This window comes from Aquirufa sp. ROCK2-A2, assembly GCF_054558485.1.
On the sequence record NZ_JBPXKA010000004.1, the window covers coordinates 27,537 to 54,083 of the forward strand.

The window sequence follows — 26,547 nt, forward strand, 5'->3', positions numbered from 1 at the left end:
TGAAGAAATTGTAAATCGGAATGAATCTGGACAATTATCAATGACTGAAGCTACACGGGAATATGGAGTATATTTTTCATGATTAGCGTCTTGTAATAAATTTAGACGCAGACATTTTATTCTTCTGAAAGCAATAATCTTAAATGTTAATCATAGATGCTACATAATTTTGTAAAGCGATTGTTTCTTATATCCTTTAACCGCTAAACCTAAATTATAAAAGATCATTTAGCCTACTGCGTGAAAATTAATTTATATTGTATGCTAGTAATATATGATGCTTTTAGATCATTTTCATCAAATAATAATCCAAAATTAAAACCCAAAAAGGCGCTAGATGCAATACGAGGATATTTGGTGTAAATAAAAGTAAAATAAGGAAGGTCTTAAGATGATTCTCTATTTTTAAACCCTGTCAAAAGAGCAAATTAAATAGTAGTAAAAAATCTGAATTCAGTTTAATATTTGTTAAAAATCATTTAAAATATATCGAAATAAATGAAAAGCATTTTACAATTTTTGGTAAATAAATTTGGATATACAATCATTAAAAGGAGTCGTTATTTAGAATTAGTAAATGCTCCTTCATTCATCAAATTATGGAATAATTTAGATAATTCTGAAAAAGAATGGATTGCACCTTATTTACATCGAAGCAAAAGTCAATACTCACAAGATCTTTTTGTAATAAGTCAATTAAATAAAAGAGCAATTCCAAATTATTTTGTAGAATTTGGTGCGACAGATGGCCTAAAATTTTCTAACACATTTTTATTAGAAAAATATTTTAAATGGGATGGGATACTTTGCGAGCCGGCTAAAGTTTATCACCATGTATTGTCAAAAAATAGAAATTGCAACATTGATAAACGATGTGTTTATAATGAAAGTAAACTGCAAGTTGAATTTTGTGAAACACAAGATCCGAATGAATTTCACAAAATATCAAGTCCTGAGTTATCTACCATAAAAAAATACATGCATTCCAATGATTGGGCCCATAATATTCGAATAGAAAATTCAATTCATTATATGGTAGAAACGGTAAGTTTAAATGACCTACTTTCGCATTACAAAGCACCCAAAGAGATTGGATATTTATCCATTGATACGGAAGGTAGCGAACTAGATATTTTATTAAATTTTAATTTTCAAGAATACAAGGTGACTATCATATCAGTTGAGCACAATTCAAACATTTCAAATCGAAATCAAATTTATGCTTTGTTAACTCAAAATGGTTATAAAAGAGTATTGGATAATATTTTTGGAGAAGATGATATTTATATGTTAGAATAATTTTATTAATTCTGATAATATAAACTGTCATAAATGTGGCCCCGCCGGGAATCGAACCCGGATCTAACGTTTAGGAAACGTCTATTCTATCCGTTGAACTACAGCGCCATGTATCAGAATACAAAAATTCAAAAATTAAACCTCAATTGCAAGGTGAAAAAACAATTAGACAAATTGTCAGAGGTAATATTCTCAAAAAACAAAAACAGAAAAAGATAGGATAAAAATGATAATCTATTAATTTTGCTATTGCACTATTCTACTTGTTTTATAAATCCACTTTTAAATGAAACTATCTGATAAATTATCCTCCGGCAATCAAGCTATTAAGGGTTTTGTTTCCTCCTTCATTGTTACCATCACCGAGTTAATGTACAAAACTTCCTATAAAAAAGGTGATATCCTCTTAATGGAAGGTGAAATATGCGACAAAGTATTCTATGTGGAAAGTGGTTTACTGAGATTCTACACCGTGTCGGAAAATAAGGAGATATCGACTTGGTTTTCCAAAGAAGGCGATTTTATTACCTCTGCTAATAGTTTTCATTTCGGCACACCTTGTCATGAAAACATTCAAGCATTGGAAAATAGTGTGATTTATTCATTTGATAAAAGCGTATATTTTCAAATGGCGAAAATGCATACCAATTTCTCTTTATTTAGCATAAATGAATTATTTCTAAATTTATCCGAATGCCAAAACCAGTGTCTGCTGTTAAGGACCTTAAAAGCCGAAGACCGATATAAATTTTTTATTAACAAATACCCAAGTTTAAAAAATCGAATCAGCCAAAAATATCTATCGTCATTCCTAGCAATTGACAACTCCTATTTGTCAAAAATCATCAATAAAGAAGATTCTGAATAAAAAAATAAAAAATTTGACAATTTTTAAAATTGCATATTTCCAATAATCTACAAATTAATCAAAATATAAAAACTTGCAAAATTGCAACTTTTTATAATGTCACCAAAAGATTACTTGGAACTATAATCAATCATTTTAACGATAATTAAAGACTTTCCAAGAAGTGAATTTAACAAAATTGTAATTTTACAACTTTCCTTAACAATTAGTTCAAAAATATAAATTAATTTATTTTATATTTTTTCCATATCCACCTTCCTTCAAATTAGAAATATTCTAAATAAGCCTGTTGAAGGTTAGAGATATATTAGAAAATTATGATAATTTTGAGTCAAATTTAGGTTCAAATACTGCTAATTATCATGAAATTAACCGAACGATTACAGTCAGGAAAATACGGAATTAAAGGATTCGGAACTGCCTTTCTCGCTGCCACAGCATCCTTATTTATGGCGCAAAAATATAAAAAAGGAGATTATATTTTAAAACAAGGTGAAATTGGCACGAAAGTGTTTTATATCGAAAAAGGACTTATACGATTATCCACAACTCACAAGAACAAAGAAATATCTACCTGGTTTGCCAAGGAAGGCGATTTTATTTTTAATCCAAAAAGTTTCCACTACGAAGTACCTTCGCATGAAAATTTTCAGGCCTTAGAGGATTGTGTGGTTTTTTCTATTTCAAAAAGCATGTGGTTTCAAGTCTCTACACTAGAATCTGTTTACGCTACTTACGCCTTAAATGAATTAATTGCCAACCTTTGCGAAATTCAAAACCATTGCACCATTTTAAGAAATTTAGCTGCTGAAGAACGTTATGAATTTTTAATTACCCATTATCCAGCTTTAAAAGGAAGAATTAGCCAAAAACACTTAGCCTCCTTTCTAGGTATTGACATCACTTACCTTTCTAAAATTATCAAAAAATACGAAAAGGATTCAGAATTAATAGATGAATAAACAAGTAAATCGATGTATATTTATGCACTAAAAATAAACATCTTTTTAAATGATTTCAATTAAAGCATATGGTGCTTTGGATGCTCAATCCTCAATATCACCCTTACAAGTAGAAAGAAGAGAAGTTGGCCCACATGACGTATTGATCGACATATTATTTTGTGGAGTTTGTCATTCAGATATTCATATGGCAAGAAGTGAATGGGGTCCATCCATTTACCCTATCGTACCTGGACATGAAATAGTAGGAAAGGTTATTCAAATAGGATCACATGTGACTAAATTCAAAGAAGGTGATATCGCAGGTGTTGGTGTGTTTGTAGATTCATGTCGGACTTGTCCATCTTGCAGAAGTGGTATGGAGCAATATTGCGATGAAGAAATGACAGGCACGTACAATGGATATTACCGAGATGGGCTTACCCCTACTTATGGTGGTTATTCAGACAAATTTGTCATTGATGAAAAATACACCTTGCACATTCCGTTTAAAACGGATTTAGAAAAAGTAGCACCATTACTTTGCGCTGGAATTACCACTTATTCTCCCTTAAAATTTGCAGGAGTTGGCCCAGGACACAAAATAGCTGTATTAGGTTTAGGAGGACTAGGCCACATGGCGGTTAAACTTGCAGCCTCCATGGGTGCTGAGGTAACCATGCTGAGCACTTCACCTTCCAAAGAAGCTGATGCTCGCAAATTAGGAGCACACCATTTTGTACTTTCAACGGATAAGCAAGCGTTAAAAGGGCTACAAAATCACTTTGATTTTATTCTTAATACCGTCGCAGCTAAACACGATATGAATAAATTCTTGAGTTTATTGAAAGTGGAAGGAAAAATGCTTTTGGTAGGTATACCATCAGAAGATAATACTTTTAATGCGGCAACCCTAATATCAAAAAGAAGAAGTATCATAGGGTCAATGATTGGAGGAATAGCCGAAACACAAGAAATGCTAGACTATTGTGCAGAAAAAGGAATCGTTTCCGATGTTGAGGTTATTTCTATGAAAGATATCAATCAAGCATTTGAAAGAGTCATTAAATCAGATGTAAAATACCGATTTGTGATTGATATGAAAACAATTTAAAAAATAAGGCCAACAATTACTTCTGAAAATTCATTATTTAGTCATTATGAAAAAAATCATCCTACTATTTTCAATGATCATATTCTTTTCTTGTAAAGAGAAAATTGAAACGATCAAGCCAGAATATCAGGCCATTTCTGAGTCTATCTATGCAACAGGAAATCTAAAGAGCGAAGATCAATATCAAGTTTTTTCATCTGTGAATGGAATCATTGAAAAAATATATGTCAGTGAAGGTTCAGAAGTAAAAATAGGCGACCCCATCTTATTAATATCCAACAAAACACAAGAACTTAACAAAGAAAACGCCCAATTGGCTGCCAGTTTTGCAGATTTATCGAATAATTCAGGTAAAATCAATGAAGCCAAACAATTGGTGGAATTTGCTAAAAACAAATACCTGACAGATTCAAGTTTTTTTCAACGCCAAAAAAACCTTTGGAAAGAACAAATTGGGACAAAAGTTGAATTAGAACAAAAAGAGCTGCTTTTCTTGAATTCAAAAACAGCCTACTCCTCGGCATTGGAAAAATTATCCGACCTCAAAAGAACCCTGAATTTTAACGCAAAAGCCTCACAAAAAAACTTATCTATTTCGAATAAATTGGCCGAAGACTTCATAATTAGAAGTAAAGTCAATGGTGTTGTATTTAATTTAGCCAAAGAAGAAGGAGAAATAGTCATTGCCCAAACTCCCATAGCTACCATCGGAAATCCAAAAAGATATTTCCTCGAAATGCAGGTGGATGAAAATGATATTTTTAAAATACAAGTAGGTCTTCAAGTTTATGTCACCTTTGATAGCTATAAAAATCAAGTTTATGAGGCAAAAGTGAGTAAGATTTACCCCTACATGAATGAAAAATCCAAGTCTTTTTTAATTGAAGCTACCTTCACAAAAGTTCCTCCAAAATTATTCCCTAATTTAACTTTTGAGGCTAGCATCGTCTTACATGAAAAATCCAAAGCATTGCTAATTCCAAGATCCTATGTCATTCAAGACTCTTTTGTGATCAATTCCAACAAGGAAAAAGTAAAAATTAAAACCGGTTTAATGGATTTTCAAAAAGTAGAAATAATTAGTGGTTTAACTGCCTCCGATGAAATAATAAAACCAGAAAAATGAAATTAAAATTGCTCTTTGAAATAGCAATATCATTGCTCATGGCTAGATGGAAGCAAACCCTAGTGGCTGCAATTGGAGTCACTTTTAGTATCACCATGTTTGTTACTTTGTTGAGTTTCATGTCTGGATTGAACGATATGCTCGATGGACTTATTGTTAACCGAACACCTCATATACGATTGTACAAAGACATCAAACCTTCGAAAGAACAACCAATTGATAAAGTTTCTAAACATAAAAAACATTATAATTTCGTTTCATCTGTAAAACCCAAAAACGAAAGGATTGAATTATTCAACAGCGGAACCATCATAAAGAGCTTAGAAAAAGACAATCGCGTTTTAGGAGTAGCACCCAAAGTTACTGCACAAATTTTCTACAATGTCGGCGCTCTGCAATTTGGAGGAGTCATTAATGGTATCGAACCAGAAGAAGAAAATAGATTGTTTTTATTCGACAGTTATGTGACGGAGGGTAGCTATTTAGATTTAAAAAATGTACCTAATAGTATTATTTTAGGCAAAGGTGCGGCTGACAAAATGTTAGCTAAATTGGGTGATGTCATTCAAATAACCACGAGTAAAGGTGAATTGGTATCCCTCAAAGTGGTTGGCTATTTTCAATCTGGCATACAAGATATCGATAAGGTTCAAAGTTACGCATCCATCAAAACCACGCAGAAAATTTTGGGCCAAAGCTCTAACTATATAACTGATATACAAGTCAAATTAAACAATATTTTAGATGCCCCTCCTATCGCAAAAGAATATGAAAGATTATATGAAACAGATGCCATAGATATACAAACGGCAAATTCTCAATTTGAAACTGGAAGTTCCGTCAGAACCTTAATATCCTATGCGGTGGGTGTTACCTTATTAATCGTGGCAGGATTTGGCATTTACAACATTCTCAACATGATGATTTACGAAAAAATGGATTCCATCGCTATCATGAAAGCCACAGGGTTTTCGGGTAAAGATGTACAGTTCATATTTATAAGTATCGCTTTAAGCATCGGTATATTTGGAGGGCTGCTTGGATTACTCTTTGGCTTTGGACTGACTTCTATCATTGATCAAATTCCTTTCAACACAGAAGCTTTACCCACGATTAAAACCTACCCAATTACCTATAATGGTAATTTCTATTTAATCGGAATATCATTTTCCATCATTACAACATATTTCGCAGGCTATTTCCCATCCAAAAAAGCCAGCAACATTGATCCGGTTATCATTATTAGAGGAAAATAATATGAATCAAAAGGTTTTAGAAACTCGGCATATCAATAAATACTTCCACGATCCCATTTCGATGCGTGTTTTAAATGATGTCAGTTTTACTCTAAATCATGGCGAGTTTGTTTCCATCATTGGTAAATCAGGATGTGGTAAATCAACCTTATTATATATTTTGTCGACAATGGACACCGAATATGAGGGCGAACTTTTGATTCATGATCAATTAATGACTTCAAAAACGGAATCAGAATTATCAAAGGTAAGAAACGAACAAATCGGCTTTGTTTTTCAATTTCATTATCTCTTGAATGAATTTAGTGTTTTGAAAAATGTCATGCTACCTGGACTCAAACTTGGGAAATATTCAAAGGAAGAAATTGAAGATAGAGCTTATAATAAATTGAAAATTTTAGGTATAGAAAATGAAGCATTAAAAATGCCAAATCAATTATCGGGTGGGCAAAAACAAAGAGTAGCCATTGCAAGAGCATTAATCAATGACCCCTTACTGATCATGGGTGATGAACCGACAGGTAATTTGGATAAAAAAAATACCGACATTGTCTATAATATTTTCAATGATTTGGCGAATGAATTTAAGCAAACCTTATTAATTGTTACTCACGACAATGAATTTGCCGCAAAAACACACCGGATCATTGAAATGGAAGATGGTAGAATAATTAATTAATTCTCCATTATTTCCCAGTCAAATAGACAATTGGAATAATACATTCTTCTAAAGAAATTCCTCCGTGTTGAAATGTATTTCGATAATGACTTACATAATGATTATAATTATTGGGGTAAGCAAACATATAATCTTCTTTGGTAAATACATAAGTAGTAGAGACATTGTTCTTAGGCAAGAAAATCAATTCCGGTTTTCTGCAAACCATCATTTTATTATCATGATCCCAATTTAAATTCTTGCCTTGCTTGTACCGTAAATTGGTATTTGTATTTCGATCTCCAATAATTTTGATGGGATTTTGAACTCTTATCATCCCGTGGTCAGTTGTGATGATCACACGACCTTTTTTATCAGCAATTTTTTTCAACAAATCGAACAAAGGAGAGTGTTGAAACCAACTAGCAGTTAGACTTCTATACGCCGATTCATCAGGTGCCAATTCTTTAATCATGGCCATATCTGTTCTAGCATGAGACAACATATCCACGAAATTATACACAACCACATTTAAATGATTGGTCATTAATTTATTAAAATTATCGACTAGGGTTTTACCTTGGTATTGATGAACAATTTTGTGATAAGAAGCTTTTGCATTAATTTTCAAACGCTTAAGTTGTTCATTCAGAAAAAACTCTTCATTCTGATTAAAACCCTCCTCATCTTCTGAATCGCCAGAATCTGTAATCCATTTTTCAGGATATTTCTTCTGAATCTCTGAAGGCATCATGCCTGCAAAAATTGAATTTCGGGCATAGGCGGTTGTGGTAGGTAAAATGGAATAATATGTTTTTTCTTCTTCCAATTGAAAATAATCCTGAATGATGTGCTCCAATGTTTTCCACTGATCATAACGTAAATTATCAATTAAAATAAAAAACAATGGACTCTTATCGTTGATTTTAGGAAACACATGTTTACGCATCATTAAATGAGATAAAACAGGCGTTTCCTCATTGGGTTTTTGTAACCAGCCTTCGTAATTCTTTTCAATAAATTTACCAAAATGTACGTTAGCCTCTGATTTTTGACTACTCAAAACCTCAGCCATGGATTTATTTTCTGTTTTATCAATTTCTAATTCCCAATACAAGAGCTTTTTATAAATTTCAGACCATTCCTCCGCATTTAATTTATCTTGATATTGCAATGAAAGTTGTCTAAAATCTTGTTGATAGCTGATGTTGGTTTTTTCTTCTTCCAATCTTTTTTTATCAAAAATCCGTTTTACGGAAAGCAGTAATTGATTCGGATTAAGAGGTTTAATCAAATAATCAGCAATTTTTGATCCAATGGCATCCTCCATCAATTCTTCCTCTTCCGATTTAGTAATCATGATGACTGGAAGATTCGGTCTTATTTGTTTGGTGGCTACTAAAACTTCTAAACCGGACATTCCGGGCATATTTTCGTCCAAAAAAAGCAAATCGAATTTTTGATTTTCCACCAATTCTAGCGCATCAGCACCCGAATTCACGGTGGTCACCTGATAACCCTTACCTTCAAGAAAAAGTACATATGGCTTAAGTAAATCAATTTCATCATCAGCCCACAAGATCGAATAGTTCATTTCAATTATTTTTAACTCAAAACTTTTTCGTCAATCATTTATTGTTCAACACAAAAATTAATTTTTGTTAATTCTAATAAATTACCTTTGACTTCCTAAATTTAGCTATTTTTACGCTTGAAATCATTATTCTGACAATGTCAAATTCATTACCCATTCAATTTTCCCAAAGTGCAAAAGAAAACCTTCAAAATATGTTCTACAATGGTTCATTCCCTGAGCCATTTTTAAGAATTGGTATGAAAGGGGGAGCATGTGGTGGAACGTATATACTTGGCTTTGATCATAAAACAGAATTTGATGAAGAATATATCGTAGATGAAATCCCTGTTGTTATTGATAAAAGACAATTACTATTTGTCATTGGAACAAGTATTGAATTTGAAACCAGAGCAAATGGATTTTATTTACACAAACCCCAAAGTATATGAAGTTTGCCGCGATAGATATAGGATCAAATGCCGCTAGATTACAAATTTCTAGTGTACTAGAAAATGATGGCTTAATTAGTTTTAAACGAATAGAGTATGTGCGCTTTGCATTACGTTTAGGCCACGATGTATTTAGTCATGGAACCATTAGTCCCGAATCAGAAGTCCGCATCTTTAAACTCATGCATGCCTATAAATTATTAATGGAATTGCATGAAGTGAAGGATTATGCTATTTGCGCAACTTCAGCTATGAGAGAAGCAACCAATGCGAGTGATATCGTTACCCGAATTCAAAAAATATTGGATATGAAAATCCAAATTATCGAAGGTAGTAGAGAAGCGGAACTCATTAATGATGTTGTTGTACAGTCTTTGCACCCTATGAAAAATTATTTACACATCGATGTGGGCGGTGGATCAACTGAATTAAATATTTATCAAAATAGAGAAAAATTAGCCTCCAGGTCATTTAAAATTGGGTCTGTCCGATTATTGGAAGGAAAAGAAAAGCAAGGCGATTGGGAAAAAATGAATAATTGGATTGCTCAGCAAAAGTCATTAATCAAAGGTCCGATTACGGCAGTAGGTACGGGTGGCAACATTAATAAATTATATAATATTTCGACCCAAGTAAGTGAAAATAAAATCATGTCATTGGAAGAACTCAAAAAAGTTTCCGATTATGTATCATCTTTTTCCTATGAAGATCGAGTACATAAATTACGATTAAACACCGATAGAGCCGATGTAATTGTACCAGCTGCATCTATTTACTTAACAGCTATGCAAGTATCCGATTGTAATGAAATTTTTGTTCCAGATTTAGGACTAAAAGATGGCATGATTCAAATGCTATACGACCGTTATAGCAAGAAAAGGAAAGAAAATTAAATCCCAGAGACCTCTAAGATATTTCCATTTTCACAATTAAGAAAACGCGCTGGAATTTGTCGCATGGTATTGTAATCATGACTAGCCATTAAAATAGCCATGCCTTGCTGATTCAGTTGCTTAAATAATTGCATGATCTCCAATGAGACTACAGGATCTAAGTGCCCTGTGGGCTCATCAGCAAGCAATAAAACGGGATTATTTAAAATCGCACGAGCGATACATATTCTTTGTTGTTCTCCACCTGATAAACGATGAACACGTTTTTCAATCGAAGATGACATACCAACCTGTTGTAAGACTTGTTCAATTCTAAATCGATTTTCATCTTTATTCGAATGCCCTGTCGCCTCTAATACAAAAGACAGGTTTTTCTCTACATTCCGGTCGGTTAATAATTGAAAATCTTGAAACACAAATCCCAACTTACGTCTTAAAAAAGGAATATCACTCTTTTTTAAATTATTCAAGCTATATCCAGCCACTGAAGCTAGTCCCAAACTAATGGGTAATTCAGCAAAAATAGAACGGAAAAAAGTGCTTTTCCCACTTCCTGTTTTGCCAATCAAATAGTAAAAATCGCCCTCATTAACGTGTACACTGATGTTTTGCAGAGTAGGAACACCATCCTGCAAAATGCTAACATTTTCGTATGATAAGATCGAATTAGCCATTTAAATATAATTATTAATTACTTGAATTTACTTTCGCATGATCAGCTAAGAAGGTTGCCAAGCCTGAATCAGTTAATGGATGTTTCAACAAAGCTAAAATAGCTGACAATGGGCCTGTCATTACATCGGAACCAGCTTCTGCGCATTTGATAATGTGCATAGAATGACGTACCGATGCTGCCAAAATTTGAGTCTCAAAATTATAATTATCGTAAATTAATCGAATTTGTTCAATCAATTCAATTCCATCAAATGAAATATCATCTAAACGACCTACAAAGGGAGAAACGTATGTTGCACCTGCTTTAGCTGCTAACAAAGCTTGCCCAGCTGAAAAAACCAAGGTACAATTGGTCTTAATACCTCGATCTGAAAAATACTTCAAGGCTTTAATTCCGTCCTTAATCATTGGAATTTTTACAACTATTTTATCATCCAATTCAGCTAATTCTTCACCCTCACGAATCATTCCTTCAAAATCGGTAGCTATCACTTCTGCAGAAACATCACCTTCAACAATATCACAAATGGCTTTGTAATGACGTAAAACATTATCTTTTCCACTGATGCCTTCTTTCGCCATCAAGGATGGATTGGTTGTTACTCCATCTAAAACGCCTAAGTCTTGTGCTTCTTTTATTTGTGCTAAATTAGCTGTATCGATAAAAAATTTCATGAGAAAATAAGGATGTATTGAACAAAAAAATGGCAAATTCACCGCTACAACCAACCTACCCTTGCTTCGATCAAGACCTGGGGGATTCAGCGGGAGCTGGTAATTTGCCGATGCAAATATGCGACAAATTATCCTTTTTTCAAAATATATATGGTATAATTGAACTAAGCGTTTAACTTTGGTAGCAGAATTCTTTCCTATGAAAAACAACTTCTTCTTTCTAATTACCTTTTTGACCATGGCAGCATGTAGCTCATCTTCTGATGCTTGGCTAGAAGAAGCAAAATCGCGTTTGAAAAAAGGAGAACTTATTTCTGCCAAAGAGGCCATTGATAAATCATTGGAAAAAAATCCAGGATTAGCAGAGGCTTATAATATCAAAGGAGTAATTGCCTTCCAAGAAAAAGATTTTGAATCAGCAGAAAAAAATTACCTGAAAGCGACTGAATTGAAACCTTCATTTTATCAAGCTCAATTAAATTTAGCAGCTGTAAGAATGGAAACATTGCAATGGGATAAGGCACTTATCCCAGCCCAGCAAGCAGTAAAAGTGGCTCCAGATTCGAGCAATGGATATTTACAAAGAGGAATTATTTGGGCAGCATTGAAAAATCCAACATTGGCTAAAAAAGACTTCAAAACATCTATTTTGAAAAATTCAAAAGAAATAGATGCTATTTATAACCTTGGTAATTTATATTATCAATCAAATGCCTTAGATTCAGCTATCGTACAATTTGAACAAGCCATACAAGTTAATAATTCCTATTCCAAAGCTTATTATGCTTTAGGACTTAGTTTATACCAACAAAACAATAAAGAAAAAGCTTGTCTGGCTTTCCAGCAAGCAAAAAAACTCAATTACCCAGGGGCGAATGAAGCCGTAAAAAATCTTTGCCCATAAACCTATCAACCATGCAAAAACTCATTTTCGTTCTTGGTGTATTATTTACCATCACTTTCCTTTTGTTTACCTATTGGCAATTAAATGATCCAGATCCTATCCTTTGGGTTCCCATTTATGGTGTTGCCTCTTATTCTGGCTTACAGGCTGTTCGAAATAAAATCAATAGCGAATTAATGCTCATATTACTCTTACTTTCATTTACCGCAGGATTACAAACTTGGTTGCAAATGGATGCTTGGGAAGGATTTTTAACAGATGGACTAAGTATGAAAACCCATAACCAAGAATTAGCTAGAGAGGCAGTAGGATTATGGATCGGTTCTCTTTCATTTGCGAGTTTTTACGGACTATCAAAAGTTAAATAAAGATGCTTCAATTAGGATTTGCTTCAGCTATTTTACCGAATAAAACCTTAAGTGAAGTATTAAACTTTGCGCATGAAAAGGAATTCGAATGTGTTGAAATCATGTGTTGGCCTTCTGTGAATGAAGATACAAGAAGATATGCCGGGGTTTCACATATTTCGGTGGATTCCATGTCAGATTCAGAATTTATTGTCTTAAAACAACAATTGGATGCCCACCCTTGCAAGGTGTCAGCCTTGGGTTATTATCCCAATCCATTGGATCCAGATGAACAAAAGGCCGAATTTTACCGAAACCATATCAAAAAAGTTATTGTAGCGGCATCCAAATTAGGGATATCGACAGTAAATACTTTCATTGGTCGAGATTTTACTAAAAATGTACATGACAACATTCGGAAATTTCAAGAAGTTTGGCCAGAAATTATTCAGCTGGCTGACCAACTGAACATCAAAATAGGTATCGAAAATTGCCCGATGTTTTTTACTGATGATGAATGGCCTGGTGGAAAAAACATAGCCACAACTCCTAAAATTTGGGATCAATTATTCACTATCATTCCTTCGACAAATTTTGGATTAAATTACGATCCATCCCACATGGTTTGGCAAATGATGGATTACCTCTACCCTATCTATCATTATAAGGAAAAATTGCATCACATTCATTTAAAGGATGTGCGCGTTTATCAAGATAAATTAAACCGAGTAGGTATATTAGCAAATCCTTTGGAATATCATTCTCCAAAAATACCGGGACAAGGGGATATACAATGGGGTAAGTTTATTTCAGCCCTAAATGATGTGAGATATCGAGGCCCAATTGTCATTGAGGTAGAAGACAAAGCCTACGAAAGTAATGAAGTAGACATTGAAAAAGCCATTTTATCGGCAAGAAATCACATTCGAAGTGTGATGAATTAAGTAGAACTTTTTAAGGAGCTGGTACCATTTTAACGGTTGCATTAATAGCGTTTGACTTATAGGTCCTGGATCCTTGAAAGCTAAATTCTGTTTCCGATATTCCAATTACAGTACCTGTACCATCCAACAAAAAGTTGTTGGTCTCTGAAACCAATATTTCTGTTTCATTAGTCCCCAATTTCCATTTCCCTGTTGCGGTACTATTACCTGTGTTATCAATCGCAAAAGCGGTACCATCTTTTTTAAACGTTACACGAACTTTGGATAAATCATAAGGTGAACCTTCAGGCGTTTTTCCTCTGGAAAACACTTGTCCCTCTAAATAACCTAACGCGTTTACTTCTTGGATCATCCAAACTTTAGAAACCAAAATTTCAGTCTTAGTTTTGGGGCCACTTACAGTCTCTGTACAAGAGAATAACGTAAAAATTAATAAAAAAGGCAATAAGTAGTTAAGAATACGCATATATCAGATCATTGAACAACAAAATTAACAAAAAAAGAGGTGCGAAAATCACACCTCTTGATGAATCTTTGAAAACTAGTCTTTTATTTTTTTGGACGAGCAAAAATAGCAGGGTCCAAACTTGCGTTCAATTCAATGCCAGTTGTTTCAATTTGCATCATACCACCCATTGGGCTAGCAGATTCAACCGTAAATGGAAAATATAAACCATCAACTGCCTTGTAATTTGAAAAATTAGTTTCCGTATCAATTTCTTGACCATTTGCCTTCACTTTTCCTGTTGTTTTTAACACGAAATAAGTAGAAGCAGAAACAAATACTTGCATCGTTTCTCCAGAAGTTTTGGTCACTGTCAATAAAAATGCATCAGCACCATCCAATTTTTCTTTGCTAACTAATTCAATTTTTGAGCCAGATCTTTTTGCGCTGGTTAAAGCTGAACCTAATTCTTTTTGAGTATCGGCCATTTTAACCTGATCCGCTGGCATATCTTCAGGCTCACCAGTTCCACCCATCATGGCCGGACGAATCATCCATCCTTTATCTCCATCGATCGCCGTGATAATTTTATTACCCATTACTTCAATTTCAGTACGAAAGGATTTACCAATTAATAATGATGTTTTTGATTCAATATCCATTCCTTGAACAGAAAATTTGTTTTTCACAATTGCCGATTTGATGGATGCCCATTTTTCCGGACTTCCCATGGCAGCTTCGTGTTTGGCTAAGATTTCTTCAGTGGTTTGAGCAGTTGCTTGATTAGTTAATAGACAGGCTACTCCTAAACAAAGACTTAAAATGATTTTTTTCATGTTGGGTTGGGGGTTGTTTAAAATTTCGTGAAATATAATTAGAAAAGGTTAATTACTGAAATTATTGGTACAAATAACTAGATATAAGGATAAATGGTTCTATCAAACTTTTAACTTTTTGGGCAAAGCGCTCATCGTAATGGATAAACCGATAAAAACCAAAATACCGGCGACTAAAAATGCAGCACCCGGAAACTGAAAAGGTGCTTTATCACTTGTATAAAATGCAAATAAATTAGATGCCACTAAAGGACCCAGAATAGTTGTCACAGATTGCAAACTCGTTAATCCTCCTTGCAACTCTCCTTGTTCATTGGCTCCCACTTGTTGGGTAATCAAACTTTGTAAAGCAGGACCCGCTAAACCGCCTAGACCAAATGGAATCATGAACACATACATCATCCAAGACTTAGTGGCCATCGCAAACAACATAAACCCTACTCCATACAGAATTAAGCCATATAATACTGCATTTCTTTCTCCAATTTTAGGTATAACAATTCGATTCAGGCCTCCTTGTATGATGGCAACAATTAACCCTACAAATGCTAAAGAATAACCCACTTCAGTTGGAGTCCAATTAAAAACCTTCATTGTAAAATAAGACCATGTACTTGGATGTGCTTGACCAGCCAATTGCAAGCAGAAAAACCCTCCTACTAATCCGGTAATGACAGGATATTTGGTTAGATGTTTTAATGAGCCCATTGGATTTGCTCTTGACCAATCGAAAGATCTGCGATTTTCTTTGGCAAGAGATTCAGGTAAAACAAAATATCCGTAAAGTGCATTGACAAATGTCAATACTGCAGCAGCGTAAAACGGCACTCGAACGCCGTAATGACCTAACATTCCTCCAACTGCTGGGCCAATGATAAAGCCTATTCCAAAAGCAGCTCCTACCAAACCAAAATTCTTAGCTCGATCCTCTGGCTTTGACACATCCGCAATATAGGCTTGTGCCGTAGTAAAACTAGCTCCTGTAATTCCAGCTAGTATTCGACCCACAAATAACCAAGTTATATCAGGTGCATTCGCTAAAATTAGATAATCAACTGAAAAACCAAATAAAGAAGCCAAAATAACGGGTCTTCTTCCAAATCGATCTGACAAACCACCTAAAATAGGTGAAAAGAAAAATTGCATAATAGCATATGATGCCATTAACCAACCTGAATATTGAGAAGCCGTGCTTAAATCACCTCCCGTAAAACCCCTTATCAAAGTTGGCATAATAGGAACGATTAATCCTATTCCCAACACATCAATCACTAAGGTGATAAAAATAAATCCAATCGCAGGGTTTCTCTTGCTCGACATATATACTAATTTGGCTGCAAGATACTAAAATTGGTAACTTATTTTATCCCTTAAAAAATTTCTGCTAGTTGTTCCACATTCCAATGGTGTCTTTGAAGGAGAAGGAACACCGTCTAATTCAACAATTGCCCAGCCTTTAAAATTGATTTTTTCAAGATTTTTAAACACCTGCACAAGATTCACTCGTCCTTGTCCAAGTTCTACAAATTTATACGATTTAGGATTAGATTCCTGACCCTTTATGGGTGCTTCAACGTCCTTAATATGTAAACTATGAAGTACTTTTTTGAATTTCAAGACAGCTTCTGCAGGATCGCCTCCTCCTTGAAAATAATGAGCCACATCCAATTCCAATTGTATTTTGGAAGGATCCATGTGCTTCACTATCGTTTCAACTTCTTCGGGAGTTTCACCCCATTGATTCATATGATTATGATAGGTCGATTGTACACCGTATTCTTTTGTCTTTGCTCCAATTTCATTCATCACCTCAGCTAAACGAATCAGCTCTTGTTCGGTTGGAATTTGATCCTTTTTTCTCAAAGAATTAGTCAATTGTATAGCATTTCCTCCTAAGGATTTAACGAATTTAGCATGGTTCACATGAAGTTGAATACTTGCTTCCACTTTCGCGGGATCTACTTCCACATTGCCACTTGAAAACATCACTAGTTGTAAGCCTGCTTTGTCTAATGCAGCTTTTAATTCTTCCGGTTTATCTTTAAAAGGAGCGTATGTATTGGCTCTTAATTGTATGCCCTTAAAACCTAAAGAAGCAATTTCTTCTATGGCTAGTAAGTCTTTTCCACCCCAAGTGATAGCAGAATAACCTAATTTAAATGATTGCTTAAATTTTGTGTTGGGAAGACCCGCGGCTAAAGCAAATAAAGAACTGTTTTTCAGGAATATACGTCGATTCATCATAGATTTAGATTTTTAACTAAAAGCTAATAAACTAAATTATTTACTGATTCCCAAACGCAAGAAGTCGGCAAGGTCTGTTAAATGATCTGTTCCCAAATAATCAGCCCCTAAATCATAGAATGTTTGATATGACAATAAATTATCAGGAGTAGCCCATAAACGCACCTTTCTGCCTTGGGAATGAACTTTATCGATATATGTTTTTAGTTTCAATTTTAATTCAGGCGACATTGGTTTTTGTCCGTCCCATAATCCAAATTTATAAAAAGCATCTGATTCTAATTCTACTTTTTTATCGATACCAGGACCATACGTCTCATTCGATCTTCCATCAAACGTAATAAATGCAGGTGCTAGAATAAAATCTTTCACAGCTGGCCGATTACCCGAAATAACTATTCGCAAACCTCTTTTTTGAATTAATTCAGCATAGGGTTGCAATGCCTTGATGATTAAAGGTAGTGTTTCTTCAGAGGAAGTTTTACAATCAATTAAAAACTGATGAAAATTTCCTTGTTTGTCAGCTTCAAGCGCCTTCATGATGGGATCGATGTACAAGGACTTCAAGGTCCTGTCTGCTTTTAAATCTTTCACATCATGTGCGACAAGCAATTCACCATTAATAGCATAGACATCGGATTCTATCGAACCAAAATCTAATTGAAATGCCTCGTAAAAAGGCTTAATATGTTCGTAATCATTGTGAGCATGAGCTCTTCGCAATGGATTTTGAGCCCAAACTATTTGGTTCAAAATCAATAAAAAAACGATAAAAAGTCCTTTTTTCATGATTATTTTTTCAAAAAATCTCCCGAGACAATTTTATTTTTAGGATCTACAGGTCGATTGTACAAATATGCGTACGTTTCTATTTCTTCACCTTTCAAATTAACTTTCACTTTGGAACGAATAAATAAGGATTTATCTGAATTTTCAGTGTCAAATTCTTCATACTCATCCAAAACATTCAATAACTTAATGGTATTTGAAAGTAGGTATAATTCCCCGACTACTTGGTCATTGGAATTTTCGGATGACACAATCCCTGGATAATCTTCCAATTGATACATCAAACCTTGGTAGGTTGCCATGCCCACATAATCAGAATTACGGGCAATTAATCGATGTAAATCATTTCCACAATCCCTTCTTAGCGTACCATAAACAAATAAATACTCATCTACATCTGGTTCTGGAAGTTTGGCTTCTTCAAGTGTTAAAACTAAATCTTCTTGTTCTACTACCGTACCTTCATTCAACACCACATTTCCAATAATACCCTCAAAAGGGGCTGAAACAATGGATTCCATCTTCATGGCTTCAATAACATATAAAGGAGCATTTTTCTTCACTTCCTCACCAGGTTTCACCAAAATACGACTTAATCTGCCTTGTAACGGAGCTCCAATATCACCTTTTTGTTTCGCCTTAACATGCTGAGCTCTTTCTACTTTGATATTTTTATCTAAAATTTTCAAACGACGTGCTTGACCATTTAATTCAAACGTAATATTTCGCAAACCTGATTCATCGGGATCCGACATATACAAATACTTGACAATAATGGTTTTACCGGGTTCTATGGTAATCATGATTTCTTCATCTTGCTTCAATCCATAGAAAAAGGCTGGAGTTGGCATAGCGGATAAATCGCCATAAAGTGCTTGATTTTTATAAAAATCTTCATACACTTTAGGATACATTTTGTACGATAAATAATCATAAAATCCATTATCATTTTCAGGAAACTTAGCTTGAAATACCGCAAAATCCTTGTCAAAATCAATTGGAGCCAAAGTATCATTGGGTCTACCCTCCAATGGAGCCTCTCCTTTTAAAACAATTTCTTGCAATTGTTTTGGAAAACCTTGGTAAGGTTGACCTAAACCACCTTTAAAGAAATCTTTAACCGATTCTGGAAAAGAAAGTGTAGAACCTTTGGCATAAACATCCTCTGCAGTTAATGAATTAGCCGTCATAAAAATAGCCATATCCCCAACAACCTTGGAAGAAGGCGTCACCTTCACAATATCCCCAAATAATTTATTCGCCTCCGAGTAATTATCTTTTAATAATTCAAATTTGTCGCCAACCCCCAAAGCAATGGCTTGACCACGTAAATTGGTGTATTGGCCGCCTGGAATTTCATTGTTGTAAACTTCTGCAGTTCCTGCTTTTAATTCTGATTCAAAAGGAAAATACATGGAACGAACGGCTTCCCAATAATTGGAATATTCATTCATTCGGTCTAAATCCAATTGACTATCAGCAGGATGGCCTTGCATCATAGCAACCAATGAATTCAAATTAGGTTGTGATGTTAAACCTGACATGGCAGCTAAGGCTCCATCAACTACATCAACACCCGCTTCAATAGCTTTCAAATAGGTGGCAGATTGGACAGAGGCTGTATCATGTGTATGTAAATGAATAGGAATAGCTACGGCTTTTTTCAATTCAGTTACCAATTTTTCTGCTTGAAAAGGACGCAAAAGTCCTGCCATATCTTTGATAGCCAACATATGGGCACCTGCGTCTTCTAATTGGCGCGCCATATCTAGGTAATATTGCATGTTGTATTTTTCGTTCGTAAATACATCACCAGTATAACAAATGGCAGCTTCAGCAATCCCTGGAGTCCTTTCTCGAACAGCTTTGATCGAAACCTTCATGGCATCGATCCAATTCAATGAGTCGAATATACGGAACACATCTATTCCAGCTTCAGAGGATTTCTCTACAAATTTTTCAATTAAATTATCTGGGTATGCAGAATACCCTACTGCATTAGAACCTCTAAACAACATTTGAAGCAGCATATTTGGCATAGCTTCTCTAAATTCTTCTAACCTTCTCCATGGCGATTCATGCAAGAAGCGCATCGCAACATCAAATGTGGCTCCGCCCCAAACTTCCATGGAAAATAAATTAGGAAACGACTTAGCAAAACCCGAAGCCACGGCAAGCATATCTTGGGTTCTAACTCGAGTAGCAAGTAAAGATTGATGACCATCCCTGAAGGTGGTATCTGTAAACAATACTTGTTTGGATTCGCGAATGTATTGAGCAAATTTATCAGCTCCCATCTCCATCAATAATTGCTTATGACCCCGTGGAAATTCAGTCGTTTCATCAAAAGATGGAATAATGGCAGGACGAAATGCAGAAGCGGGCTTAACCTTAACATCTGGATTGCCATTGACAATCACCTCTCCCAAATAACGCAAAGCTTTAGTAGATCGATCGCGAGTCGGTTTAATATTAAATAATTCTGGATGACTAGCAATGAAAGGTACAGTACATTTTCCTTCTTGAAAAACAGGATGGGTAATCACATTTCTCAAAAATGGAATATTTGTTTTTACACCACGAATTCGAAACTCTGATAAAGCACGGTTCAAACGTTCGGATGCACCTCTTAAGGTTCTACCTTTGGCAGAAACCTTCACCAACATAGAATCGAAATAAGGAGATATTTTCACCCCTGGATAAGAGGAACCTTCATCCAAACGAATACCAAATCCAGCGGCATTTCGATAAGCAATAATGGTTCCAAAATCAGGTTTAAAACCATTAGAAGGATCTTCAGTCGTAATCCTACATTGAATCGCAAAACCATTTATTGGTATTTTTTCTTGACTTTGAATAAAAATACCTGGATCTGATAATTTATAATTTTGAGCGACAAGAATTTGAGTTCTAACGATATCAATTCCGGTAACTTCTTCCGTTATCGTATGTTCTACCTGAATCCTTGGATTCACTTCAATGAAATAAATATTTTCATCTTTATCAACCAAGAACTCAACTGTACCAGCATTGTAGTAATTCACCGCTTTACCAATCGAAAGCGCATAAGCATATAACTTTTGCTTTGTCTCTTCTTTTAGTCCAAACGAAGGAGCTACTTCCACTACCTTTTGGAAACGACGTTGAACAGAACAATCTCTTTCGTAAAGATGAACTAAATTACCATGCTGATCACCTAATAATTGAACCTCAATATGCTTGGGATCATCGATGAATTTTTCTATAAACAACGTATCATCTCCAAAAGCATTTTTAGCTTCATTTTTAGCTTCTGAATGTGCTTTTTCTAATTCTTCTTCCGTTCTAACTACCCGCATACCACGTCCTCCACCTCCAGCAGCGGCTTTCACCATGACAGGAAAAGTAATTCTTCGCGCTTCAGATAAAGCATTTTCGTAAATGGAAACATCGCCTTTGGAATCTTGAATCATCGGCACATTGGCCTTCAAAGCAGCGACTTTAGCCGCAACCTTATCTCCTAAAGCATTCATGGCTTCCGGAGAAGGCCCAACAAAAACAATTCCCTCTTCTCGGCATCTTCTTGCCAAACCAACGTTTTCAGATAAGAAACCATAACCTGGATGTATGGCATCTATCTTCTTCGATTTACAAAGAGAAATCAATCCTTCTATATCTAAATATGGTTTCAATGGCTCATTGTCCTTACCAATTTGATAGGCTTCATCCGCTTTATAACGGTGCAAGGAATATCGATCTTCGAAGGTATAAACAGCAACCGTTTTAATACCCAATTCCGATGCGGCTCGCATAATTCGAATGGCAATTTCTCCGCGGTTAGCGATTAGAAGACTAGAAATTTTCTTTACGTATGATTTTGGCATAATACTTCATTTAATGCATTCTAACAAAAATGACAAATAAATTGGAAAAATGATACACTCACCTCATTTTTATTCTTAAAATATTAAAAATTTACAATTATTATTGGGTTCGTTACCAAAAAACAGAAAGAGTAGAATCTCAAAAATATTTTTCAAAAACAAACTGATAAAAAAAATTGAAAAACAGATCAACCGATAATTTAGAAGAAGCTTCCCTTTAAATTTATTAACTTGCAAATTGAAATTTTTCGAGAGCAACTATGAGCGATAAAAAACCTTTGATTGGAATAACGTTAGGTGATTACAATGGCATCGGTCCAGAAATAATTCTAAAGGCATTAAGCAGTCCAAAAATTTTAAATTGGTGCACCCCAATCATTTATGGTTCCCAAAAAGTACTCAATTTTTACAGAAAGCAATTAGATTTGAAAGAATGGAACATTCAAACCATTCAAAGTTTGGATCAAATACAAAAGTCGCAAACCTATTTAATTTCGGCATTTGATGATTCCCAAACCTTCATTGAACCTGGAAAAGTAACACCAGAGGCCGGAAAAGCTGCATTTGATTGCTTAGAAAAAGCAGCAAAGGATTTAGATACTGGTACATTATCTGCATTGGTAACTGCTCCAATCAATAAACACAATATTCAATCTGAAGCTTTTCATTTCCCAGGACATACCGAATATTTAACTGATCGATTTGAGGCCAAATCTTCTCTAATGATGATGGTGAGTGAAAATTTCAGAATGGGAGTTGCCACAGGACATATTCCATTATTGGAGGTTAGCTCAAAATTAAATGCTGAATTATTGAGAACGAAAATCGATTTATTTTTAGCAAGTTTAAGGGAAGATTTTGGGATAGAGAAACCCAAATTAGCTGTTTTAGGATTAAATCCGCATGCAGGTGAATCAGGTTTATTAGGACAAGAAGAAATAAACATCATACAGCCTGTGATTGATGAATACCGTTCTAAAGGACAAATCGTTTTAGGCCCATATCCTGCGGATGGTTTTTTTGGCAAAGCTCAATTCCGCGAATTTGATGGCGTTTTAGGCATGTATCATGATCAAGGTTTAATTCCGTTTAAATACATTGCTTTTGAAACGGGAGTCAACTTTACCGCAGGTTTACCCATTATTCGAACCTCACCCGATCATGGTACCGCATATGACATTGCAGGCAAAAATCAAGCTGACCCTAGCTCCTTTTTGCATGCTTTATATTTAGCATTGGATTTGGTTAAAAATAGAATGAACTCTTAACATGAATAAGCAAGTTCTTATCATTGATGAAATACATGAATCCATGATTTCAGGCCTTGAAAATCAAGGCTTTGAAGTGATTTATCTACCATTCATTAAAGCGGAAGAAGTTGTAAATAAAATCAAACATGCAGCGGGACTAATCGTGAGAAGTAAATTATTTCTCGACGAAAAGACGCTTGCTCATGCCAATCAATTAAAGTTCATAGGAAGAGCAGGAGCAGGATTGGATTTAATTGATTTAGAATATGCGAAATCGAGAAATATAGCAGTATTTTCTGCCAATGAAGGTAATCGAGATGCTGTAGCAGAACATGTTATTGGTCAACTGCTCTGTTTAGCACATAAATTAAACACCTCTGATCAGGAAGTTAGAAACGGTATTTGGAAAAGAGAAGAAAATAGAGGTTGGGAAATTCAAGGAAAAACACTTGGAATTATTGGTTTTGGAAATATGGGTCAAGCATTGGCTGAGAAAATCAAGGGTTTCGGGATGAATATTTTGGCTTATGACAAGTATCATCCGGCAAAAATACATGGAGCTCACCTAGAGGATCTATTTGAACAGGCAGATATCGTTAGTTTACATATTCCTTTAACGGAAGAAACCAAAAACATGGTAACGATCGATTTTTTAAACAATTTTAAAAAGAAAATCGTTTTGATTAACAGTTCCAGAGGTCAAATATGTCCTTTAGAAGCAATTTTATGGGGTTTACAAAACGATAAGTTAAAAGCAGTCGCTTTAGATGTATTACCCAATGAAAAACTAGCTTCTTGGTCTTTGAAAGAACAAGAATTATTCAATTCCCTAGCGGCATTTCCTACTGCCCTATTTAGTCCACATGTAGCAGGTTGGACATTGGAAAGTTATTGGAAAATCAATGATGTATTATTAGAAAAAATTAAGTCCTTTTATCATAAATGAATTACCCAGAAGGTTTAGCAGAGAAAATCGGTTTTTCGCAAATTAAAGAGCAAATTAGTCGGCATTGTTTAAGTAGCATGGGACAAGAATTTGTGGATAAAATGCGTTTTTCCAATCGATTCACCTTGGTCAAACAATGGGTACAGCAAGTCGATGAAATGAAAAACATTTTATCGGAGCATGGAGGGGAATGGCCACAAGTTGATTTTTATGATTTAAGGCAAAGTATCGCTCCATTAAGTTTAGAAGGGCATTATTTATCCGCAGAGGAATGGAGAGATTGGCAAAGAGGCTTGGATGTTTTATATCAATGCATCCGTTTTTTTAATGGAATTGATGCTGAAAAATTTCCTGAAATCTACCAAATAACTCAATCCATTGTATCCAAAAATATAGAATCAGGAAGTGATTTTAGACAAATAATACCCATTCTTCAAGAACTAGAACGGGTATTTGATATCAATGGAAATATCAAAGAAAATGCTTCCATTGCATTGGGAGACATCCGAAGAAAGAAATTTGCGGAGGAGCAAAGTTTAAGAAAGAAGCTTGACAATTTATTGTCACAAGCACAACAACAAGGTTGGGTAAGCAAGGATTTTTCTTTGGCGTTAAGAAATGGCAGAATGGTGATTCCATTGGCGGCAGAACATAAAAGAAAAATAAAAGGATTTGTACAAGATGAGTCTGATACTGGTAAAACAGTTTACATGGAACCAGCCGAAGCATTAGCCTTGAACAATGAAATCAAATCCTTGGAATCTGCTGAAAAAAGAGAAATTATTCAAATATTAAGTCGTCTATCCGACCGAGTTCGACCGATGGTACCGATGTTATTGCAATGGTTTCAATGGTTAGGACTGATTGATTTTATTCGAGCAAAGGCCATTTGGGCAATTGAACATCAAGGAATTCTTCCTCACATAAGTAGTGAACCTAAAGTTGATTGGAAAGAAGCAAGGCACCCCATTTTAGAAGATTCATTAAAAAAAATAGGCAAACAAATCAAAGCGTTATCCATTCAATTAGAGGAGAAAAAACGCATTATGATTGTTTCTGGACCTAATGCGGGAGGAAAATCGGTTACATTAAGTACAGTAGGATTGTTGCAATACATCTTTCAATCCGGATGTTTGGTGCCCATGCAAGAAGGAAGTACAATGGGTTTTTTCCAACAAGTATTTTTGGACATGGGAGATGAACAAAATATAGAGAATGAACTTAGTACCTACAGCTCCCATTTGAGCAACATGAAGTACTTCTTACAACATGCCAATCCAAAAACCTTGGTTCTTGTTGATGAATTTGGAACAGGTACAGAGCCAAGTTTAGGGGGAGCTATAGCGGAGGCAATTTTAGAAAAATTAACCGATAAAGGTTGTTTTGGTGCGATCAACACCCACTTTTCCAATTTGAAAAGTTTGGCAGATAAAAAGGAAGGATTGTTCAATGCCGCAATGCGCTACGATACAAGCCACTTAGAACCATTGTTTATTTTGGACATGGGTAAACCTGGAAGTTCATTTGCTTTTGAAATTGCTCAAAAAATTGGCTTACCGAATCAAATCATCGAAAACGCCAGAAAAAAAATAGGTAAAAAACAGGTCGATTTTGATAAATTATTGTTGGAAACAGAAACGGAAAAACAAATTTGGGCAAGTAAAAATGCAGGATTATTGGCTCAAAATGAACAATCGAAAGTGATCAAGGATCAATATGAGCAGCTAAAAAACCACTTACAGGAAGAACAAAAAAACATCATCAATGCTGCTAAATCAGAGGCTAAAAAACTAGTCAGAGATGCGAATCAACAAATTGAAAAAACGATTCGAGAAATCAAAGAAAAAGCGGCAGGCAAAGAAGAAACCAAAAAGCTGAGGGAAGATTTGGAGCATTTCGTTCAGAAAAAACTGAACGAAGAACCCATCCTCAAAATTCAAAAAATCAATCCAACTAGTACCAAGTTATTAACGGGTCCTTTGGAAATTGGACATTGGGTAGCCATTCAAAATGGTTCTGATGAAGCAACAATCGGCCAAGTATTGGAACTGAAAGGAAAAGATGCGGTGATTGCGCTTGGCGGAATACGAAGCACCATCAAAGTGAATCGATTACAAAGAGTCGCTAGTCCCAAACAAGAAAAGCAAAAACCTTTAGGAATGCGTGGCATCGACATGAATGATCGGATGGCACAATTTAGTATCACATTGGATATTAGAGGAAAACGTGGTGAAGAGGTATACAATTTGGTAGATCAATACATGAATGATGCCATTTTATTGGGTTCCAATGAGGTTAAAATTTTACATGGTAAGGGAGACGGTATTTTACGAAATCTAATTCGAGAACAATTGAAACGATACGCTCAAGTAAAAATGGTACAAGATGAACATGCTGACCGTGGTGGTGCAGGAATTTCAATTGTTACATTTAAATAATTTTAGTGGTT

The 26,547-nt window shown here is 34.9% G+C and carries 24 protein-coding genes and 1 tRNA gene; 15 read left to right on the plus strand and 10 right to left on the minus strand.

Translation table 11 applies throughout. The features are described 5' to 3' along the window. Positions 1-498 precede the first annotated feature (498 nt). Positions 499-1,299: an FkbM family methyltransferase gene (locus V7S76_RS07565; RefSeq protein WP_459509460.1), complete on the plus strand. Its 801-nt coding sequence runs from the start codon at positions 499-501 to the stop codon at positions 1,297-1,299. A 36-nt stretch (positions 1,300-1,335) separates the two neighbouring features. Here V7S76_RS07565 and V7S76_RS07570 read toward each other — a convergent pair. Continuing rightward, positions 1,336-1,407 (minus strand) — tRNA-Arg (locus V7S76_RS07570). A 178-nt stretch (positions 1,408-1,585) separates the two neighbouring features. Between V7S76_RS07570 and V7S76_RS07575 the strand changes: the two genes are divergently transcribed. The 6 genes from V7S76_RS07575 to V7S76_RS07600 all read left to right on the plus strand — a co-directional run bounded on the left by V7S76_RS07575 (position 1,586) and on the right by V7S76_RS07600 (position 7,283). Further along, complete coding sequence (locus V7S76_RS07575) at positions 1,586-2,167, plus strand: Crp/Fnr family transcriptional regulator (RefSeq protein ID WP_459509461.1); 582 nt, start codon at positions 1,586-1,588, stop codon at positions 2,165-2,167. A 362-nt stretch (positions 2,168-2,529) separates the two neighbouring features. Further along, positions 2,530-3,129 (plus strand): Crp/Fnr family transcriptional regulator, encoded by a 600-nt coding sequence (locus tag V7S76_RS07580; protein WP_459509462.1) that lies wholly within the window; start codon positions 2,530-2,532, stop codon positions 3,127-3,129. Between the two features lie 49 nt (positions 3,130-3,178). Further along, entirely contained in the window at positions 3,179-4,222 is a 1,044-nt protein-coding gene (locus V7S76_RS07585) for an NAD(P)-dependent alcohol dehydrogenase (protein ID WP_459509464.1), read from the plus strand. 46 nt (positions 4,223-4,268) lie between these two features. Further along, a complete protein-coding gene (locus V7S76_RS07590) occupies positions 4,269-5,348 on the plus strand; it encodes an efflux RND transporter periplasmic adaptor subunit (RefSeq protein ID WP_459509465.1) in 1,080 nt (359 codons plus the stop codon). Then, a complete protein-coding gene (locus tag V7S76_RS07595; RefSeq protein WP_459509466.1) occupies positions 5,345-6,604 on the plus strand; it encodes an ABC transporter permease in 1,260 nt (419 codons plus the stop codon). The genes V7S76_RS07590 and V7S76_RS07595 overlap by 4 nt, the downstream gene beginning before the upstream one ends. Before the next feature lies 1 nt (position 6,605). Beyond that, a complete protein-coding gene (locus V7S76_RS07600; RefSeq protein WP_459509467.1) occupies positions 6,606-7,283 on the plus strand; it encodes an ABC transporter ATP-binding protein in 678 nt (225 codons plus the stop codon). Positions 7,284-7,290: 7 nt separating this feature from the next. Here V7S76_RS07600 and porX read toward each other — a convergent pair whose 3' ends face one another. Beyond that, the gene (gene porX / locus V7S76_RS07605; protein WP_459509468.1) at positions 7,291-8,856 is read right to left on the minus strand and encodes a T9SS response regulator signal transducer PorX; all 1,566 of its coding nucleotides are present in this window, start codon (positions 8,854-8,856) and stop codon (positions 7,291-7,293) included. 137 nt (positions 8,857-8,993) lie between these two features. Between porX and V7S76_RS07610 the strand changes: the two genes are divergently transcribed. Beyond that, positions 8,994-9,287 carry a HesB/IscA family protein gene (locus V7S76_RS07610; protein WP_459509469.1) on the plus strand — a complete coding sequence of 98 codons (294 nt, stop codon included), beginning with the start codon at positions 8,994-8,996 and terminating at the stop codon, positions 9,285-9,287. Beyond that, positions 9,284-10,180 carry a Ppx/GppA phosphatase family protein gene (locus tag V7S76_RS07615; RefSeq protein WP_459509470.1) on the plus strand — a complete coding sequence of 299 codons (897 nt, stop codon included), beginning with the start codon at positions 9,284-9,286 and terminating at the stop codon, positions 10,178-10,180. Before V7S76_RS07610 ends, V7S76_RS07615 begins: the two co-directional genes overlap by 4 nt. On the opposite strand, the gene V7S76_RS07620 is transcribed toward V7S76_RS07615, so the two are convergent. Then, complete coding sequence (locus V7S76_RS07620; protein ID WP_459509471.1) at positions 10,177-10,854, minus strand: cell division ATP-binding protein FtsE; 678 nt, start codon at positions 10,852-10,854, stop codon at positions 10,177-10,179. The genes V7S76_RS07615 and V7S76_RS07620 overlap by 4 nt on opposite strands. 13 nt (positions 10,855-10,867) lie before the next feature. After that, the gene (gene fsa / locus V7S76_RS07625) at positions 10,868-11,530 is read right to left on the minus strand and encodes a fructose-6-phosphate aldolase (protein WP_459509472.1); all 663 of its coding nucleotides are present in this window, start codon (positions 11,528-11,530) and stop codon (positions 10,868-10,870) included. 199 nt (positions 11,531-11,729) lie between these two features. Here fsa and V7S76_RS07630 point away from each other — a divergent pair, with 199 nt between their 5' ends. From V7S76_RS07630 to V7S76_RS07640, 3 genes are read left to right on the plus strand one after another with little or no spacing between them, the layout of a single operon-like run. Then, positions 11,730-12,434, plus strand: coding sequence for a tetratricopeptide repeat protein (locus V7S76_RS07630; RefSeq protein WP_459509473.1), 705 nt, complete (start codon positions 11,730-11,732; stop codon positions 12,432-12,434). Positions 12,435-12,445: 11 nt separating this feature from the next. Continuing rightward, the gene (locus V7S76_RS07635; protein WP_459509474.1) at positions 12,446-12,802 is read left to right on the plus strand and encodes a transmembrane 220 family protein; all 357 of its coding nucleotides are present in this window, start codon (positions 12,446-12,448) and stop codon (positions 12,800-12,802) included. Between the two features lie 2 nt (positions 12,803-12,804). Beyond that, entirely contained in the window at positions 12,805-13,725 is a 921-nt protein-coding gene (locus tag V7S76_RS07640) for a sugar phosphate isomerase/epimerase family protein (protein WP_459509475.1), read from the plus strand. A 10-nt stretch (positions 13,726-13,735) separates the two neighbouring features. Here V7S76_RS07640 and V7S76_RS07645 read toward each other — a convergent pair whose 3' ends face one another. The 6 genes from V7S76_RS07645 to V7S76_RS07670 all read right to left on the minus strand — a co-directional run bounded on the left by V7S76_RS07645 (position 13,736) and on the right by V7S76_RS07670 (position 21,902). Then, the gene (locus tag V7S76_RS07645; RefSeq protein ID WP_459509476.1) at positions 13,736-14,191 is read right to left on the minus strand and encodes a hypothetical protein; all 456 of its coding nucleotides are present in this window, start codon (positions 14,189-14,191) and stop codon (positions 13,736-13,738) included. Between the two features lie 83 nt (positions 14,192-14,274). After that, the gene (locus V7S76_RS07650; protein WP_459509477.1) at positions 14,275-15,006 is read right to left on the minus strand and encodes an outer membrane lipoprotein-sorting protein; all 732 of its coding nucleotides are present in this window, start codon (positions 15,004-15,006) and stop codon (positions 14,275-14,277) included. A gap of 102 nt (positions 15,007-15,108) precedes the next feature. Then, positions 15,109-16,326: a TCR/Tet family MFS transporter gene (locus tag V7S76_RS07655; RefSeq protein WP_459509478.1), complete on the minus strand. Its 1,218-nt coding sequence runs from the start codon at positions 16,324-16,326 to the stop codon at positions 15,109-15,111. 24 nt (positions 16,327-16,350) lie between these two features. Further along, a complete protein-coding gene (locus V7S76_RS07660; RefSeq protein ID WP_459509479.1) occupies positions 16,351-17,250 on the minus strand; it encodes a sugar phosphate isomerase/epimerase family protein in 900 nt (299 codons plus the stop codon). 36 nt (positions 17,251-17,286) lie between these two features. Then, positions 17,287-18,039 carry a PI-PLC domain-containing protein gene (locus V7S76_RS07665; RefSeq protein ID WP_459509480.1) on the minus strand — a complete coding sequence of 251 codons (753 nt, stop codon included), beginning with the start codon at positions 18,037-18,039 and terminating at the stop codon, positions 17,287-17,289. Between the two features lie 2 nt (positions 18,040-18,041). Beyond that, entirely contained in the window at positions 18,042-21,902 is a 3,861-nt protein-coding gene (locus tag V7S76_RS07670; protein WP_459509481.1) for a pyruvate carboxylase, read from the minus strand. 260 nt (positions 21,903-22,162) lie between these two features. Here V7S76_RS07670 and pdxA point away from each other — a divergent pair, with 260 nt between their 5' ends. The 3 genes from pdxA to V7S76_RS07685 are packed head-to-tail and all read left to right on the plus strand — an operon-like array spanning position 22,163 to position 26,536. Continuing rightward, positions 22,163-23,170 carry a 4-hydroxythreonine-4-phosphate dehydrogenase PdxA gene (gene pdxA / locus V7S76_RS07675; protein ID WP_459509482.1) on the plus strand — a complete coding sequence of 336 codons (1,008 nt, stop codon included), beginning with the start codon at positions 22,163-22,165 and terminating at the stop codon, positions 23,168-23,170. 1 nt (position 23,171) lies between these two features. After that, positions 23,172-24,098, plus strand: coding sequence for an NAD(P)-dependent oxidoreductase (locus V7S76_RS07680; RefSeq protein WP_459509483.1), 927 nt, complete (start codon positions 23,172-23,174; stop codon positions 24,096-24,098). Continuing rightward, complete coding sequence (locus V7S76_RS07685) at positions 24,095-26,536, plus strand: endonuclease MutS2 (protein ID WP_459509484.1); 2,442 nt, start codon at positions 24,095-24,097, stop codon at positions 26,534-26,536. The genes V7S76_RS07680 and V7S76_RS07685 overlap by 4 nt, the downstream gene beginning before the upstream one ends. The last annotated feature ends 11 nt before the right edge of the window (positions 26,537-26,547 follow it).